Raw genomic sequence first — 16,527 nt, forward strand, 5'->3', positions numbered from 1 at the left:
AATTGCATTGGCCAACGCGGGCACGATGAATCGCCCCTTCGACACGCGATCATCCGGCTGCACGGCTGCATTTCTTGCTTGGCCGCCGTGCCTTCGGCATGAACCGTCGTGGGAGAAGATGATGCCACAAACGCAAACGCTTGACGATATTCGTGTCGATTTCGATGCTCCGGACAATGTGCCGAAGGATCGCATCGTCGATCTGACGTTCGCCATGGGGTCCATCCCCAATGATCTGGTCGACCCTTACGAACCCTGCGGCTGGCTGGCAGGGCCGGAAATTCCCCGCCTGCTGTTCAATCCGCCGAGCCGTCAGGGCCTTGGCGCGATCAGCGGCGGCCAGCGCGGAAACTGGGTCGTTACCCACTACGAAGACATCAACCGCGTCTATACCGACAACGAGCATTTCTCGAACAAGGGCACGGCCGAATTCCAGCGCCTCATCGGCGAGACCTTCCCTTCGATCCCCCTGGCGATCGATCCACCCGAACACTCGAAGTACCGCCTGTTCCTCACCCAGTTTCTCGGCCCTGCCACGATCACGCGGGTCATGGAACCGACGATCCGCGCGGTGCTCGACGAGATGATCGACGAGATCGCCGAAAAGGGCGAAGTGGACATGGCCTGGGACTTCGCCCGCGTATTCCCGGTGCGAATCTTCATGGGCATGATGGGCTTTCCCAAGGAGATGTTCGACGATTTCCTCGAATGGGAATGGAACATCCTGCACTCGGGCGAACTGGAAAAAATGCAATGGGCGCTCTCGAGCGTGCTGAAATTCCTGCGCGGCTTCATCGCCGAGAAGGAAGAGAACCCCGACGAGTTCCTGACCAGTTCGATCGTTCACGGCAAGATCCAGGGCCGCCGCTTCACCGAGGACGAGAAGATCGGCATGGTCTGGTTTCTTTGGCTGGGCGGTCTCGACACTGTCGCGGCTACAATCGCGCAGATGTACCGCCGCATGGCGCTGCAGCCCGAACTGCAAAAGCAGCTGCGAGAGAACCCGGAACTGATCAACGGTGCAGTCGAGGAATTCCTGCGCACCCAGCCGATCCTCTCGTCGGCACGCACCGCGACCAAGGATTTCGAATGGCACGGCATTCAGGTGAAGAAGGGCGACAGCTTTTCCTGCCTCAACCCTGCCGGCAACTTTGATCCGGCCCGCTTCGAAAATCCGCGCGAGTTCGACCCGACCCGCAAGGGCAACCGGCACTTCACTCTCGTCGGCGGCGTCCACTCGTGCCTGGGCGGCCACCTCGCCCGGCGCGAACTGCGCATCCTGCTGGAAAAGTGGTTCGAGAAGATCCCGGGCGAGTTCCGGGTAAAGCCGGGCGCGGATACCAGCGTGTTCCCGGGCCTTCTCTCGATCCGCAACCTGCCGATCGTGTGGGACGTTAAGTAAGTATCGAAGCGAGATTGCCGAGCGAGCCAGATGCGGCTCACTCGGCGGCTTCTCAGAACACCAGCGCGGCACCGTCCACTTCGGCGATGACGGCGCCGGCGTCGATCAGCGACTGCTCTGCCGTCAGGAAATGCGCATTGCCCGCGCAGATGTCGCGGAAAGCGCGCTGGAGGGGATGGCCGTTGCGCAGCACCGTGGTCGTGCAGGCGGCGTAAGCGGTCTGGGCTAAACGCATGGCGACGATGAAGGCGTGGCTGGTCGCCAGGCGCCCGTCGAGCCGCAGGTTTCCCGGCACGCTTCCTGTCCCGGCAGCATCGTAGATCTTGTCGAAGGTGGAGCGCAGGTAGGCCTCGGCCGCGCGGGCGTCGGCTTGGGCCATGGCGATGTCTCGGTGGTAGGTGGCGGTATCGCTCATGGTAGAGCCGTCGGGGCGGCGGCGGTTGGCGGCGAAGGCCTTCCATTCGTCCAGCACACGGCGCGTCGCGCCGACGGCGAAAGCGCCGTGGGATATACACGGCAGGGCCATGAAACCCATCTGGTAGAGCGTGCCGCCGCGCCGCTGCACCGGAGAGCTGGTGTTGTGGACGAAGTCCTCGTGCAGCACCTGCTCGTTTACGACGTAGTCGTAGGACCCGGTGCCACGCAGGCCCATCACGTCCCAGTTGCCCATGAAGGTGACCGTTTCGCGCGGGGCAATGCCGATGAGCATGACCGGCTGCCCTGCCCCGTTCAGGACCGGCTTGCCGCCCTCCTGAAGAAGATAACCGCCAACGAGGAACTGCGCGTGCGGACTGCCTGATCCAAACGAATAGCGGCCCGAAATTCGGTAGGAATCGCCTTCGCGCACCGCCTTGCCGGTCGGGGCGGCCTGCCCGGCTACATGGGCATAGCGCCCGTCGGGGAAGATCGCAGCCATCGCGCCTTCGCCGAGGTAGGCACCGGCCACCGCGCCGCCAGTCATCACCGCATGGGCATACCAGCCTGCAGACCCATCCCAGTAGGAGAGTTCCGCGATCACATCTATCAGGTTGGAAGGGTGCGCTTCGGCGCCACCGACTTCGCGCGGCGCCATCATCGAGAAGACGCCCGCCTCATCCATCATGCGCACGACTTGCGGATCGAGTTCGTTGTCGGTCTCGTGCGCCGACGCCGCCGCGTCGATCTCCGCCCCCATCGCGCGAACGCGTTCAAGCCACGTCCCGACCGGGCGCGATTCCACCGGTTCCGCCATTACGGTTGCCATTTCGATTCCTCTCTTCAGGCCGGTGTAAATTCGATCGGCAAGCCCTTGATCCCCCACACTCCGGGGAACGGCCGCCAGCCCGGCTCACCGTCAGCATGCGGCGCGTGCATGTGCCGGGCAACCAGATGGATGCCTTCCTGCAGCTGGGCACGGGCAATGTACTGCCCCAGACACATGTGCTTGCCCATTCCGAACGCCACGTGCCGGTTCTCGGCGACGATCGGGCGATCGGGATCGAAGCGGTCGGGATCGGCGAAGAGTTTCGCGTCGTGGCCCGCGACATTGAGATTGAAGAACAGCATGGTGCCGGCGGGAATGCGCACGTCGCAATATTCGATGTCGCTTGTGGCTGCCCGGAAGGCGGAACTGGGATTGAATACGCGCAGCGTCTCTTCGACGACGCGGCGGCAATATTCGAGGTCATCGGCGCACCGCTTATAGATCGAAGGGTTATCGATCATCAGGTGCATCATATAGGTCAGGACGTTCTTCGAGGTGTCGTACCCTGCCACGAACAGGAAGATGATGAGATCGGCCAGTTGCCGGTCACCGACATTCCCTTCCGCACCTGCTTCGATCAGCATGTCGAGTAGGTCCGCGTCTTCTCCCTCACGCGGTTCGGCACGGCGCCTGGCGAGCAGGTCGTGCGCGAAGGCATCCAGATGCTCGAAAGCGGCATCGAGGTCCGGCACGCGGGTCTTGTCCATGGAAAAGGCGAGGCCCATCGTTTCCATCGACTTGCGCAGACCCGGAATTACCGAGAGGGGCGCTCCCACCATCTGCGCGGTCACCGCGATGGGATAGTATGAGGCGAACTCCTCGAAATCGATCTTTTCTCGCGGGGTCCATTCGGCCAGCAGGCGCTCCATCGTCTCGCGCATGATCGGGCGCAGCTGATTGGCATAGCGGGGCGTAAACTTGCGAGCGAAAGCATTGCGCAGGAAGCGGTGCTCGGCATCGGGCAGCGCGATCATCTGTTCCTCGGCGAAGCGCCCCCAAGGCGATCCGCGGCATTCCATAATGTCGACAATGCCGTCGAACGAAGGCCGCAAGGCGTCGTCCTGTACCATGAGATCACGGATCGCCTTGAGGTCGAACACGGCATAGCCCTGATCGGTGCGCGCCAGCCAGGGATGCCGTTCCCGCGCCTTCTCGAATTCAGGCCAGGGATTGGCGGCAAACCCCGGCGCGTTCCAGTCGAGGTAATGTAGATCGAGTTCGGTAATGTCCTGCATCTGCGCAGCCCCTCTCCCAACGCGGTGCCGCTTGCCGACATCCACGAAACGAGCCGCAGTGTATCATAGAAGAAAGTTAGGCAAAGAGGCAGGACTGGAACACTGTGCCGCCCCGTTGCGTGCGGCATGGAGATGGCCGCCTATTCGGCAGCGTGCCGCAGATCCGATTCCATCTGGTAGTCGGGCAAAGCGTCCAGCGCCTGCTTGAGCGCTTCGCCCCACCCGGTGGAAACGGCCTGAAAATAAGGATCGGTTCCGTCGATCCGCCGTTCGTGGAAAGGTGTGAAACTGTCGCGCTCGATCACCAGCAGGTCCAGCGGCAGACCGACCGAAAGATTGGCCTTGAGCGTGGAATCGAAGGAGACCGTCATCAGCTTGACCGCCGCCTCGAAGGACATCTCGCGATCGTAGCCGCGGATCAGGATCGGACGGCCGTACTTGGTTTCGCCGATCTGGAAGAAAGGCGTATCGAAGCTCGCCTCGATAAAATTGCCTTCAGGGTAGATCAGGAACAGCCGCGGCTCCATTCCGGCAATCTGGCCAGCAACGATCATCGTGGCGTTGAACGTACCTGCCGCCGCGCTCTGTCCCGTGTCTGCGGCGCGCGAAGCGATGGTGTCCTGCAGCAGATTGCCGACAATGGTGGCAACCTGGAACATGGTCTCCGCCTCGAGCAGCGAATTGTTGCGCTCCGACGGGGCCTTGTTGCGCTCTTCCAGCTGGCTGATCACCGCCTGCGTCGTGGCGAGGTTGCCTGCGGTCATCACCGCAATGATGCGCTCGCCGGGAATCTCCCAGTGGTACATCTTGCGGAAGGTTGAAATGTTGTCGACGCCGGAATTGGTGCGCGTGTCGCTCATCAGAACGAGACCGCGGTCCAGCATCATGCCAACACAATAGGTCATTCCAAACCTAGCCCCTGCAAACCCGTTATACGGCGTTGGAGCGGCCCTTAGCCGCCCTGTGCCTGTTGTTGTCCGCCGCTGCCGGAGGACTGCTGCTGCGTCCCTACCAGCTTCTCGTCGACCGACAAGTGAACATCGAGGCGGGTTTCCCCAGCTCCCATCGCAATACCTGTAACAGGGGCGGCCTCGCTATAGTCACAACCCGTGGCTACGCGAATATACCGTTCGTCGGGACAGATCGCGTTGGAAATGTCGAATCCGATCCATCCGAGGCCAGGCACGTGGGCTTCCGCCCAGCCGTGACCAGCCTCCTGATCGATCTGCCCGTCCATCTTCAGATAGCCGCCGACATAGCGCATCGGAATGTCGAGCAAGCGGCCCGCACTGAGGAATACATGGGCGTGATCCTGGCAAACACCCTGGCCGGCGGTAAGAGCCTGTTCCGCCGTCGTCGTTGAGTCTGTCGTGCCCGGAACGTACTCGATCTGCTCACCGATGGCCTTGGAAAGCGCATGGAGGAAAGCAAGCGTGTTCTCGCGATCGGCATCGACCGAAGCGACAAGCTGGCGCACGCGGTTGCCGGCTCGCGTGAGCGGAGTCGGGCGCAGGAAGCACCAGAGCGGCATGTGACCACTGTGCATTCCGGTGATCCCGTTGTTGTCGATCGTGCGCACAGTACCTTGGCACGTAACCACCACTTCGGGCGCCCCGGGCTCTATCGACACGAGATCGGTGTGATTGAAGTGCTGGTCGTCGTAATGCGCCTCTGGCTTGGCGCCAGTCAGGTCCATGCTCCAGTCCAGCACTTCCTGCCCATGGGTGGACTTGGGCTTGAGGCGCAGGCGCTGCAGGCCGTGATAGACGCTCTCCGCAAAAGTGTAGCGGGTGGTGTGAGTGACGGTCAAAAGCACAGGGGGCCCGTCCTATTCGATGAAGCGGTAATCGGCGGCAATCGCACTGCCGATCTCGATGGTCTTGGCGATGACGCCCTGCAGGAATTCGTGCAGTCCGCCTTCGAAGATATCGTCGATGGTTATCTGGTGCAGCTTGGCGCCGGCATCGCGCAACAGTTCATGCGCGGAAACCTCGTGCCCGTATTCCATGGCGAGGCCAGCCATGTTGCTGCGGATCTTTTCATAGCAGAAAACCAGGCTGCGCGGAAACTGACCATCGAGGATCAGGAACCGTGCGATCTCCTTGGGATCCATCGAGCCGGGATTCAGCCAGGTATAAGCCCGGTTGCCCGCGACCGAGCGCAGCAGCGTGTCCCACTGCACGTTGTCGAGGCTGGAGCCGACCCAGGCAACCGAAGGCAGCAGCACGTAGTACTTCACGTCCAGAATGCGCGCGGTGTTGTCGGCGCGCTCGATGAACGTACCGATGCGCGCGAAGTTGAACACCTCGTTGCGCAGCATGGTGCTTTCCATCGCCCCGCGCACCAGCATGGCCTGCCGGCGGATGGTCGAAAGCACTTCACCCAGATTACTCTCCCGCACCGGGCGGGAGAGTAGATCGTGCAGCGTCATCCAGCCTTCGTTGGTCGCTTCCCACACCGAATTGGTGATGCTGGTACGCACGACGCGGGCATTGGTGCGGGCGAGATCGATCATCTGCAGCACGGACCCCGGGTTTTCCTTGTCGCGCAGCAGATAATTGAACACCTGCGGGCCGGAAAAGTCCGAGTAAAGCTCGCTGTAGGCCTCTACCTGCCCCGTGGTGGTAAGGACGGATTTCCATTCCTCTTCCGCAGACAGCTCCCCGCTGCGGGTGAGTGCGAGATGGAACCCTACGTCGATCAGGCGCGCCGTGTTCTCCGCCCGTTCGAGGTAGCGGTTCATCCAGTAGACGCCGTTGGCAGCTCTTCCCAGCATTACTCGTCCAGTACCCAGGTATCCTTGGTGCCGCCGCCCTGCGACGAATTGACCACGAGCGATCCCTTCTTGAGCGCCACGCGGGTCAGCCCGCCTGGCGTGATGTCGATGCCGTCGGGCGAGACCAGAACGAACGGCCGCAAGTCGACATGGCGCGGTGCCAGTCCGGCATTCTTGAAGATCGGCACTGTCGACAGCGACAGCGTGGGCTGGGCAATGTAGTTGTCCGGCTTGGCGCGCAGCTTGGCTTCAAACGCGGCCAGTTCCTTCTTGGACGAGGTCGGGCCGATCAGCATGCCGTAGCCGCCCGAACCGTGAACTTCCTTGACAACGAGATCGCTCAAATTGTCGAGCACGTAGGCCAAGGCATCCGGCTCGGAGCAGCGATAAGTCGGAACGTTGTTCAGGATCGGCTTTTCACCGGTGTAGAACTCGACGATCTCGGGCATGTAGCTGTAGATCGCCTTGTCGTCGGCAATGCCGGTGCCGGGCGCATTGGCAATGGTGATGCCACCCGCGCGGTATACGTCCATGATGCCGGCAACGCCGAGTATCGAATTCGGATTGAACGTGAGCGGATCGAGGTACTCGTCGTCGACGCGGCGATAGACCACGTCGATCGCCTTGTACCCGGTGGTCGTGCGCATCGCCACGCGGCCATCGACCACGCGCAGGTCCTTACCCTCTACGAGTTCGGCACCCATCTGGTCGGCCAGGAAGGCATGTTCGAAGTAGGCCGAATTGAAGATACCCGGTGTTAGCACGGCAACGACGGGCTGCTTGCCGCCTTTGTAGGCCGGCGGGGCGCACGCCCGCAGCGAACGGGCCAGACGGCGCGGATAGTCGGAGACAGGGCGCACCGGAACCTTGGTAAAGAGCTCCGGGAACATCGCCATCATCGTCTCGCGGTTCTCGAGCATGTACGAGACGCCCGACGGGGTGCGGGCGTTGTCTTCCAGCACCATGAATTCTTCAGGGCCGGTGCGGACCAGATCGATCCCGACGATATGGGTATAGACCCCGCCAGGCGGCGTGAAGCCGGTCATTTGCGTGAGAAAGGCGTCGTTGTTGCGCAGCGCCTCAACCGGCAGACGGCCGGAGCGAATGATCTCCTGACGATGATAGAGATCCTGCAGGAAGGCATTGAGCGCCCTCACCCGCTGCTCGATACCGCGCGTCAGCTTACGCCATTCGCGCGCAGTAATGATGCGCGGGATCATGTCGAACGGAATCAGCCGCTCTTCGGCAGCATCGTCTCCATAGACATTGAAAGTAATTCCGATGCGGCGAAAGAAACGTTCGGCTTCTGCGTCCTGACGTTTCAGCCAGGTCTTGTCCTGACCATCGTACCAGTTACAGAAATCGGCATAGGCAGGACGAATTGATCCGTCCTCGTTGAGCATCTCGTCGAAATTATTCGCGCTCGTGGCCGTCATCGTGACTCCCGTTTGTCCATGTGATGCAACATGAAAAGGGACTTGCCAAGCACTTACGCTGCACTTGCGAAAGAAAAATTCAGGCGCACAAACGCTGCAAAACCGGATCGTTCCGGTCTGCATTCCGACAGGAGATGCGGTTTACCTTCTGGCTAACCGAGCAGGCCGCGGTGCGTCAGATCGGCCCGAAGCGCCTGCGCGTCAGAGAAGTGATGCACGTTCCAGCCAAGCTCACGCGCGGCGGCGATATTGGCGGGATTGTCGTCGATGAACAGCATGGCGCCGGGCTCAAGGCCGAAGCGGCGCGCGGCGAGATCGAAAATCCGCGCATCGGGCTTAGCCAGCTTCTCGTCGCCGGAAACCACGATGTCGCCAAACAGGTCGAACAGCGGCTCCGTCGCACGAAACTCGCGCCAGAACGGGCTGGCGAAGTTGGTGATGGCAAAGAGCGGGACCTGCCGGGCCGCCAGTTCGCGCACGATTTCATGGCTGCCGGGAACGTTGCCCGGTATCGTCTCGAGAAAGCGCGTGGCGTAGGCGTCAATCAGGTCGTCGTATCCGGGGAACTCCGCTTTGCGCTCGGCGACCATCTCATCGAGATCGCGGCCCGCGTCATGCTGGAAGTGCCATTCCTCGGTGACGACGGTGCTGCAGAACCAGTCGAGCCGCTCGGGATCGCCGATCAGTTTCGCAAACAGCTGGCGCATGTCCCACTGGACGAGCACCCGGCCCACGTCGAAGACGACAGCATCTATGGCGGACATGACAAAACCCCCGCGAATGGCGGGGGCAGCAATGTCATCGCAATAGCCCGTCCGCCTAAAGTCCCCGTCCAAACAGACGGGGATGGGCGAACCGAATCAGCCCTGGCGAGCCTTGAAGCGGCGATTGGTCTTGTTGATGACGTAAGTGCGGCCGCGACGGCGGATCACGCGATTATCGCGGTGACGACCCTTGAGCGACTTGAGGCTGTTGCGAATCTTCATCGTATGTCTCGTCTGTCTGGGCGGTTACCGACCGCCGGAAATTTGAAGTGGGGCCGTTAGTCGGAGAGCCCCGCCGAGTCAAGCGCGAGAAGGCGGAAAACCGCGTTCGGCGCTCCATTCATCTGCGGGCAATCGGACTTCCCCATAACCGACGCCAGGGCGCGACACCACGATAATCGGACAGAACACAATCCTATGAACTTGCTCAAGGGCGCGACCTTTACCGCCGGCATGGCAGCCATACTGACCGCCTCTCCCCAAGCCGATGCGCAAGTGCGCCCCTGGGGGCCGGACTGGCGATCTCCAGGATGGAACAGCCCGGCGCGCGCGCCCGTGTCGGACAGACGCCATCGGGACGCACGTGAAGGCCGGGTCGACGTAAACCGCTTCGTGGTCGCCGGTGCCGATCTCGGCCACGGCCCGGTCTCGGTGGAATCGGAATCGGGCGATGGTCCGTGGATCGGGGAAACGCAGCGGGCTGCCTACGAAGCCGCCATCATCGATAGCCTGATCGGCGCCGGGTACGAGACGCGCCATACCAGCGATGAGAATGCGCAAGTCGTGCGCCTGAAGATCAGCCGCCGCGTCCTCGCCCCGGCAGAAGAGAAGCGCAACCCGGTCAGCGGCAGCGCGGCCATGTCTGTCGGCACCTATGGGTCCGCCTATGGCCTCGCGGTCAATGTCGACCTGACCAAGCCCCGCCCTGCCCTCCTCTCCACGCGGCTCGATGCCCGTATTCTCGACAAGGAAAACGGCAAGGTGCTCTGGGAAGGCTACGCGACCATCGCCACGCGCGAAGGCGATGACGGCTGGACCGACAGCCGGATCGCCGGGAAACTGGCCGAAGCGCTGTTCGACAATTTCCCCGAAGCAGAAAACGTAATCCCTGCAGACGCGCCGCAGGGCTGACCCGTGCTTGCATCCGTCCGGTGCAACGGCCAAACCGGCAACGAAGGCTGGCTTCGCGCCGGCATTGGAGAGGATGCGATGACCAACCGCCTGTTCGCCCGTATTTCCGGCAAGGCTGCCGGCACGCTGGCTCTGGCCGCCATGATGGCCCTGCCCGGCTGCGTTGCCCCTGTGGGGCCGGTCGAAGTCACACGCTTTCACGCGCCAGAGATCGCGGCACGCACATACGGCCCCATCCACGTCGAACCGGCGACCTACCAGCAGGACGACATGGAATTCCGGACTTACGCGAATGCCGTCATGCGCGAATTGACAAGGGTGGGGTACAGCGAACCGATGCCGGGTGAAGCCGCGGGCAACCAGGTCGCGGTCCTCAGCGTCGAACGTCAACGCTACGTGCCCCGGCGGGATGGCAGCCCGGTTTCCGTAGGTGTGGGCGGCAGCACCGGCAGCTACGGCTCCGGCCTTGGCGTGGGGGTTGGCATCGACCTGTCCGGCCCGCCGCCGGAGCAAGTGGAAACCAGGCTGGCCGTCACCATCCTTGAACGCGCCAGCGGCAAGCACCTTTGGGAAGGCCGTGCGAGCTTTGTCGTCCGCGCCGATTCTCCGCTCGCCCAGACGCCGCTGGGAGCAGCGAAAATGGCCGAAGCCCTGTTCAAGGGGTTTCCGGGCAAGTCCGGCGAAACTATCCAGGTGAAATGAACGACATCCAGATCAACGCAGCATTCGATTCCGGCAACATCGAAGTCCTCTCCATCGACGGCGCCACCGCCCGCCTTGCCATCCGGCGCGACCGCAATTCCGATTTCTTCCAGTGGTTCCATTTCCGCGTCAGCGGCGCGAAGGGGCGTGAACTCACGCTGGTGATCACCGGTCTTAACGGCTCCGCCTATCCGATGGGCTGGTCCGGTTACAACGCCTGCGTCTCGGAAGACCGCCAGTTCTGGGGCCGCGCCGAAAGCCAGTGGGACGAAAGCCGTGAAGGCGGTTCGCTGACGATCCGCTACAAGCCTGCGGGCAATCTTGCCTGGTTCGCCTATTTCGCGCCCTATTCGATTGAGCGCCACCACGACCTCGTCGCGCGCATAGCCGGCGCCGGCAGCGTGGAGTACCGCTCTCTGGGCACCACGCTCGACGGCCAGTCGATCGACTGCCTCGATATGGGCGCCGGGCAGACGCAGGTCTGGCTCTATGCGCGCCAACATCCCGGCGAATCGATGGCCGAGTGGTGGATGGAAGGCGCCTTGGAGCTGCTTGCCGATCCCGCCAGTTCGGTCGGCCGCGAACTGCGCCGCCGCTGCCGCCTGCATGTCGTCCCCAACGCCAACCCCGACGGATCGAAGCGCGGCCACTTGCGCACCAATGCCGCCGGCACCAACCTCAACCGTGAATGGGACACGCCCACCCCGGAAAAGTCCCCCGAGGTCCTGGCCATCCGCAATGCCATGGATACCAGCGGCGTCGACTTCGCCATGGACGTCCACGGTGACGAAGCCATTCCGGCGGTGTTTCTTGCCGGGTTCGAGGGCATCCCCTCACTCAAGGACGAACAACTCGCGGGCTACAACCGCTATGCCCACCTGCTCGAACGCCGCACGCCCGATTTCCAGACCAGGCTCGGCTATCCCGTCGCGCGCGCCGGCACGGGCAATCTGGCCATGTCGACCAATCAGCTTGCCGAGCGCTTCGGCTGCGTGTCGATGACGCTGGAAATGCCGTTCAAGGACCACAACCCGGCGGCGGACCGCCGACAGGCCTGGAGCCCGGAACGCTCGAAACAGCTCGGCCGCGACTGCATGGGCGCGCTGCTGGAATGGCTCATCGAACGCGAGAACGGCGCAAAGACGTGATGATCCGACAATGACCGCTTTCGCGGCCGGCGTGCCTCAGTCGAGGTTGGCCGGCCCGAAGGCGTAGGGGAGTAGTTCGGAAAGGCGCATTTCCAGCACGCCGTCCTGTCCGTCGCACCAGATGACGGGATCGGTTCGGCCAAGCTGGGCAACTTCGTTGAGGATCTGCCGGCAGCGCCCACACGGCGTGACCGTCGGCCCTTTGCCCGGAGCGCCGGGAGCCCCGCCCGTCACGGCCACGGCTTCCAGCGTGCCCTGCTCCACTGTCGAGAGGATCTTCGCGACCGCAACCGTCTCGGCGCAAAGCGCGAGGCCGTAGCTGGCGTTCTCGACATTGGCCCCGGTAACCACCGAGCCATCGGCCATGAGCAAGGCCGCACCCACGTGGAAGTTCGAATAGGGCGCGTAGGCGCCCGCAGCGGCCTCGCGCGCGGCGGCGATCAGGGCGTCTCGCTTGCTCTCTGTCATGGCTGCACCACTACCCAGCGCAGGCCGTCCTGCGCAATCTCGTTGGCGAGGCTCGTGTTGGCGGTCCACAAGGTCCACGGTCGCCCCGCATAGTCCGGCATGAAGCGGTTGCGGACGAGCCACAGGTTACGGTCGAGCTTGTGAGCAATCGCGTAGCGATCCTCGAACCGGGGCATGATCTTCAGGATGACCGGCTTGCCTGCGTGCGTCTCGACCTGATTGAGGAACGTCATCAGCTCGCTTTCCACCTTCGCGTCGCCCACCCGGACCGGACAATTGTCGGCCAGCATGTCCAGTTCGACGACAGGCGGCAGCAGGGTCGGGTCACGCGGAACGGTGGTCACGAAGTTGGCAGCCTGCTTTTCGGCGGGCTGACAGGGATCGTAGCGATGGACCGCGCCGACCTGCATGCCAACCGCACGGGCCGCATCGAAATTCTCGACGAAGCGGGGATCGCGCGCAAAGGCGCTTGCGCTGGCATCGATATAGGCGAAATCCGCGCCGATCGCTTTCATCGAGTTCCAGCTGATCGGCCCGTCGTCTGCGCCGACTTCCACCCCCTGCACCGGGAACGTCGCCCGGTCCGGCAGCCAGTGATGCCACTGCCACCAGCCCCATGCCCCCAGCACGAGGGCAATCAGCAGCAGGAGCGCCAGTATCCGCAGTTTGGTGGCGCCGCGCATCTTCGCTGCCTTGCGGCCCCTGTTCGCTCCCCGAGCCAATTCTCTCTCCTCAGCCTCGGATATGCAGGACGCAGATCAGCGTGAACAGCCGCCGCGCAGTGGGGAAGTCGGTTTCGACCTTGCCCTCCAGCCGTTCCACCAGCAGTTCGGCCGCCTCGTTGTGTACCCCGCGCCGGGCCATGTCGATGGTTTCGATCTCCTGCGGCGTCGACTTGCGAATCGCCTGATAATAGCTCTCGCAGATCGCGAAATATTCGCGGATGGGCCGGCGGAACCGCGCAAGGCCCAGCACCAGCGTTTCCAGCGGCTCGCCCGCTTCGCTGGAGATCTCCATGGAAAGCCGCCCGTCGCGCACGGAAAGCCGCAGGCGATAGGGCCCTTCGTGCCCCGCCGCGAAAGTCCGCACCGGCTTGAACACGTTATCCTCGATCAGGTCGAAGATGGCGATCCGCCGTTCCTGCTCGATATCCGCGTTGCGCCAGAGGATGGTCGCGTCGTCGAGTTCTATATGTGTGATGCGCGGGTCCGGCATGATACGCACCGCCTTTACGCGTTCGTTGCCGGGCCGGGCAAGCCCGACTGTCAGTCCCGGCGCTACCATCCACAAGCTGTGGAATAAAATCGGCGCAAGTCGCGCTTGCGGGGGCTCCCCGGCGAGACCATTGTACGCCGCTTATGGCTCAGGAAGATCTTCTCATCAAAAGTGCCGCCAGCGAAGCGCGTGCGCTGCCCTCCAACGTCGAGGCGGAAGCCGCTTTTCTGGGCGCGGTGCTGATCGACAACCGCGTAATCGAGGAACTGCAGACCCAGCTCGGGCCCCAGCACTTCTTCGAACCCGTTCATGCGCGCATCTACGAGCGCATTCTCAATCTTCTGGACCGCAAGGCGGTGGTCACGCCGGTCACGCTGCGCCCCTATTTCGAGGCGGACGAATCGCTCAAGGCGCTGGGCGGCGTATCCTACCTCGCCCGCCTCACGGCCGATGGACAAGGCCTGCTGGCCCCGCGCGAACTGGCCGACCAGATCTACGACCTGGCGCTCCTGCGCGAGCTGATCTCGGTCGGGCGCGGCCTGGTCGAGGGGGCCATGGACACCTCCGAATCGGTCGAGCCGATGGAGCAGGTCGAGCGGGCCGAAGCCGCGCTCTACAAGGTGGCGGAAGGCGCGGCCTCCGCGAACGAGGCCAAGAGCTTCGGCGCCGCCACGCGCACGGCCATCTTCAACATCGAAAAGGCGTTCAATTCGGGCGGCCACATCTCGGGCAAGACCACCGGCCTGAATTCGGTGAACGAGAAGATCGGCGGCCTGCACGATTCCGACCTCATCATCCTTGCCGGCCGCCCCGGCATGGGCAAGACCTCGCTGGTCACCAACATCGCCTTCAACACCGCCCAGCGCTATGTCGACGACACCGTTCGCGACGGCATCGAGCATGCCAAATCGGTGGGTGCGCCAACCGCCTTCTTCAGCCTCGAAATGAGCGCCGACCAGCTGGCGACGCGTATTCTGGCCGAACAGTCGGGCATCAGCTCCGAAGCGCTGCGCATGGGCAAGATCAGCCGCGAGGACTTCCAGCAGCTGTCCTTCGCCAGCCAGCGCCTGGCCGAACTGCCGCTGTTCATCGACGACACGCCCGGCCTTTCGATCGCCGCGCTGCGCACCCGCGCGCGCCGTCTCAAGCGCCGCCACAACATCGGCCTGATCGTGATCGACTACCTGCAGCTGCTGTCCGGATCAGGCCGTGCGCAGGACAACCGCGTGAACGAGATCTCGGAAATTTCCCGCGGCCTCAAGACCCTGGCGAAGGAACTTGAGGTTCCGGTTATCGCCCTCTCGCAGCTGTCCCGTGCGGTGGAACAGCGCGAAGACAAGAAGCCGATGCTTTCCGACCTTCGCGAATCCGGCTCGATCGAGCAGGACGCCGACATGGTCTGGTTCGTCTATCGCGAGGACTACTACGTCAATGCGACCGAACCCAAGTACCCGGCCGAAAACGATCCGCCGGACGTCGTCGAGAAGTGGGAAGCCTGGCGCCAGAAGATGGAACAGGTGACCGGGCTTGCGGAACTGATCGTCGCCAAGCAGCGCCACGGCTCTACCGGCCGCGTTCGCCTGAAGTTCGAGGCGCGGATTACCAAGTTCTCCGACCTTGCCCCCGACGACATGCGGGCCGCGTTCGACAATGACTGACGTGGGCGCGCGTGACTGACCACAAGGTTCTGCTGATTGCCGGCGGTTCAGGCTCGATCGGCAGTGCGATTGCGCGGCATGCGCTGTCGCAGGGCTGGAAAGTGGCGCTGCACGGCCGCAGGCTGGAAAAGGTCGATGCGGCGGTGACCGGGCTTTCCTATCTCGGCCCGATCGACGGCTTCCTTGCCGACATCTGGCAGGAAGACGCAGCCGAAACGCTGGTGGCCGAAGTGGCCGAGCAATACGGCCGGATCGATGCCGTGATAGACTGCACCGCGACCGGCCCGATGGGCATTACCGGCCTGTTTCCAGAGACTTCGCCGGAAGTCTTCGGAGACTTCCTCAATGTCTCGGTCGGCTGGATCGAGCGGCTGGCCCATGCCGCCTACGACTTCCTGTCGCAGCAGGGCGGCACCTTGATCGGCTTCGTCTCAGACGCCGGCATCTATGCGGCGCCGCGCCAGACGCTGATCGGCGCCGCGCGCGCCGGCACCATCGGCTTCATCCGCAACTTCGCCGTGGAAGCCGCGCGCGACGGCATCCGCGCCCATGTCATTTCGCCGAGCTTCGTCGAGGGCAGCGAGAGCGCCCTGCGCATGGGCTCCGAACGCATGGCCAAAGCCGCTCGCCGCGCCGGGCTCGGCCTTCCCGCCGCCGACGACATCGCCCCGCTCGCCCTGTTCCTGTGCAGCGACGGCGCCGCCAAGATCACCGGACAGGTCATCAGCTTGAACGGCGGGCTGAACGCCTGAGTACGCTTCCACTTCCGTCTTCATTGCGAGCGTAGCGAAACAATCCAGAGCGGTGGCCCACGACGCTCTGGATTGCTGCGTCGCTTCGCTCCTCGCAATGACGATGGAAGGGGGAAACTTCACTAAGTTTGGCCACATCGGCCATCGCAAGTCCGGTGAAGTTTTCGCGATTTCAAAGGGTTGAAACTTCACACCGCAGCAAAAATTCGCGGCATGTGTTGGTGAGGATCGACGGTGTCAAAGAGCACTGCCCGCCCATGCGGACATGGCGCGGCCGGACGGCAGCCTGACAGGTTGCGGGCGAGTAGGAAAATTGTGCTGGTACATCTCTGAACATTCCACGCGCCATTCGCGACTTTGCGCCCTTGTCGGTCGCTCCAGAGGCGACTTGCCGATCCAAAAAGCCGCCTGTCCCGTATCGCATGCCCACCTGATCGGCCAGCAGCCAGAATGATCTGTTGAAGAAGATAGAAGTGGCTCGCATGGGCTTTGTTGCGCAAATCGACCACAGGGTAGCAGTTGGCCTTTGATGGCATTGATCACGCGACCCGCTGAGTTTGGGGCCTTCCGAGCGCAGTGAAGCGGTTGAGGATGGCG

The 16,527-nt window shown here is 63.0% G+C and carries 18 protein-coding genes; 6 read left to right on the plus strand and 12 right to left on the minus strand.

Annotated features, from left to right (window positions below):
- Positions 1 to 121: 121 nt before the first annotated feature.
- Positions 122 to 1,402 (plus strand): cytochrome P450, encoded by a 1,281-nt coding sequence (locus IEX64_RS21605; protein ID WP_188823186.1) that lies wholly within the window; start codon positions 122 to 124, stop codon positions 1,400 to 1,402.
- Between the two features lie 52 nt (positions 1,403 to 1,454).
- Here IEX64_RS21605 and IEX64_RS21610 read toward each other — a convergent pair whose 3' ends face one another.
- The 8 genes from IEX64_RS21610 to ykgO form a co-directional block, all read right to left on the minus strand.
- The gene (locus IEX64_RS21610) at positions 1,455 to 2,645 is read right to left on the minus strand and encodes an acyl-CoA dehydrogenase family protein (RefSeq protein ID WP_188823188.1); all 1,191 of its coding nucleotides are present in this window, start codon (positions 2,643 to 2,645) and stop codon (positions 1,455 to 1,457) included.
- A 14-nt stretch (positions 2,646 to 2,659) separates the two neighbouring features.
- Complete coding sequence (locus IEX64_RS21615) at positions 2,660 to 3,880, minus strand: cytochrome P450 (protein ID WP_188823190.1); 1,221 nt, start codon at positions 3,878 to 3,880, stop codon at positions 2,660 to 2,662.
- 140 nt (positions 3,881 to 4,020) lie between these two features.
- The gene (locus IEX64_RS21620) at positions 4,021 to 4,785 is read right to left on the minus strand and encodes a proteasome-type protease (protein ID WP_188823192.1); all 765 of its coding nucleotides are present in this window, start codon (positions 4,783 to 4,785) and stop codon (positions 4,021 to 4,023) included.
- A gap of 47 nt (positions 4,786 to 4,832) precedes the next feature.
- A complete protein-coding gene (locus IEX64_RS21625) occupies positions 4,833 to 5,696 on the minus strand; it encodes a transglutaminase family protein (protein ID WP_188823195.1) in 864 nt (287 codons plus the stop codon).
- A 12-nt stretch (positions 5,697 to 5,708) separates the two neighbouring features.
- Positions 5,709 to 6,656: an alpha-E domain-containing protein gene (locus IEX64_RS21630; protein WP_188823196.1), complete on the minus strand. Its 948-nt coding sequence runs from the start codon at positions 6,654 to 6,656 to the stop codon at positions 5,709 to 5,711.
- On the minus strand, positions 6,656 to 8,092 hold the full coding sequence (locus tag IEX64_RS21635) for a circularly permuted type 2 ATP-grasp protein (RefSeq protein WP_188823198.1): 1,437 nt from the start codon (positions 8,090 to 8,092) through the stop codon (positions 6,656 to 6,658). The genes IEX64_RS21630 and IEX64_RS21635 overlap by 1 nt, the downstream gene beginning before the upstream one ends.
- Before the next feature lie 152 nt (positions 8,093 to 8,244).
- The gene (locus IEX64_RS21640) at positions 8,245 to 8,856 is read right to left on the minus strand and encodes an HAD family hydrolase (protein WP_188823200.1); all 612 of its coding nucleotides are present in this window, start codon (positions 8,854 to 8,856) and stop codon (positions 8,245 to 8,247) included.
- Positions 8,857 to 8,952: 96 nt separating this feature from the next.
- On the minus strand, positions 8,953 to 9,078 hold the full coding sequence (gene ykgO / locus IEX64_RS21645) for a type B 50S ribosomal protein L36 (protein WP_004210176.1): 126 nt from the start codon (positions 9,076 to 9,078) through the stop codon (positions 8,953 to 8,955).
- Positions 9,079 to 9,273: 195 nt separating this feature from the next.
- Between ykgO and IEX64_RS21650 the strand changes: the two genes are divergently transcribed.
- The 3 genes from IEX64_RS21650 (at position 9,274) to IEX64_RS21660 (ending at position 11,837) form a co-directional block, all read left to right on the plus strand.
- A complete protein-coding gene (locus IEX64_RS21650; protein ID WP_188823203.1) occupies positions 9,274 to 9,987 on the plus strand; it encodes a DUF4136 domain-containing protein in 714 nt (237 codons plus the stop codon).
- Between the two features lie 78 nt (positions 9,988 to 10,065).
- Positions 10,066 to 10,689, plus strand: a complete 624-nt coding sequence (locus tag IEX64_RS21655; protein WP_188823205.1) for a DUF4136 domain-containing protein — start codon at positions 10,066 to 10,068, stop codon at positions 10,687 to 10,689.
- Positions 10,686 to 11,837 (plus strand): M14 family metallopeptidase, encoded by a 1,152-nt coding sequence (locus tag IEX64_RS21660; RefSeq protein ID WP_188823207.1) that lies wholly within the window; start codon positions 10,686 to 10,688, stop codon positions 11,835 to 11,837. Before IEX64_RS21655 ends, IEX64_RS21660 begins: the two co-directional genes overlap by 4 nt.
- Before the next feature lie 36 nt (positions 11,838 to 11,873).
- On the opposite strand, the gene IEX64_RS21665 is transcribed toward IEX64_RS21660, so the two are convergent.
- Genes IEX64_RS21665 through IEX64_RS21675 form a run of 3 tightly spaced genes read right to left on the minus strand, consistent with a single transcriptional unit; the run spans position 11,874 to position 13,520 of the window.
- Positions 11,874 to 12,305, minus strand: a complete 432-nt coding sequence (locus tag IEX64_RS21665; RefSeq protein WP_188823209.1) for a cytidine deaminase — start codon at positions 12,303 to 12,305, stop codon at positions 11,874 to 11,876.
- Positions 12,302 to 12,988, minus strand: coding sequence for a glycoside hydrolase family 25 protein (locus IEX64_RS21670; protein WP_188823218.1), 687 nt, complete (start codon positions 12,986 to 12,988; stop codon positions 12,302 to 12,304). The genes IEX64_RS21665 and IEX64_RS21670 overlap by 4 nt, the downstream gene beginning before the upstream one ends.
- 49 nt (positions 12,989 to 13,037) lie before the next feature.
- Positions 13,038 to 13,520, minus strand: a complete 483-nt coding sequence (locus IEX64_RS21675; protein WP_188823220.1) for a UPF0262 family protein — start codon at positions 13,518 to 13,520, stop codon at positions 13,038 to 13,040.
- A gap of 143 nt (positions 13,521 to 13,663) precedes the next feature.
- Between IEX64_RS21675 and IEX64_RS21680 the strand changes: the two genes are divergently transcribed.
- Positions 13,664 to 15,178: a replicative DNA helicase gene (locus IEX64_RS21680; protein WP_188823212.1), complete on the plus strand. Its 1,515-nt coding sequence runs from the start codon at positions 13,664 to 13,666 to the stop codon at positions 15,176 to 15,178.
- 11 nt (positions 15,179 to 15,189) lie between these two features.
- Entirely contained in the window at positions 15,190 to 15,930 is a 741-nt protein-coding gene (locus IEX64_RS21685) for an SDR family NAD(P)-dependent oxidoreductase (RefSeq protein ID WP_188823214.1), read from the plus strand.
- A gap of 172 nt (positions 15,931 to 16,102) precedes the next feature.
- On the opposite strand, the gene IEX64_RS24525 is transcribed toward IEX64_RS21685, so the two are convergent.
- The coding region (locus IEX64_RS24525; RefSeq protein WP_229710636.1) for a hypothetical protein at positions 16,103 to 16,527 on the minus strand (425 nt) is incomplete at its 5' end.

The organism is Novosphingobium indicum (genome assembly GCF_014645195.1).
GTDB lineage: Bacteria > Pseudomonadota > Alphaproteobacteria > Sphingomonadales > Sphingomonadaceae > Novosphingobium > Novosphingobium indicum.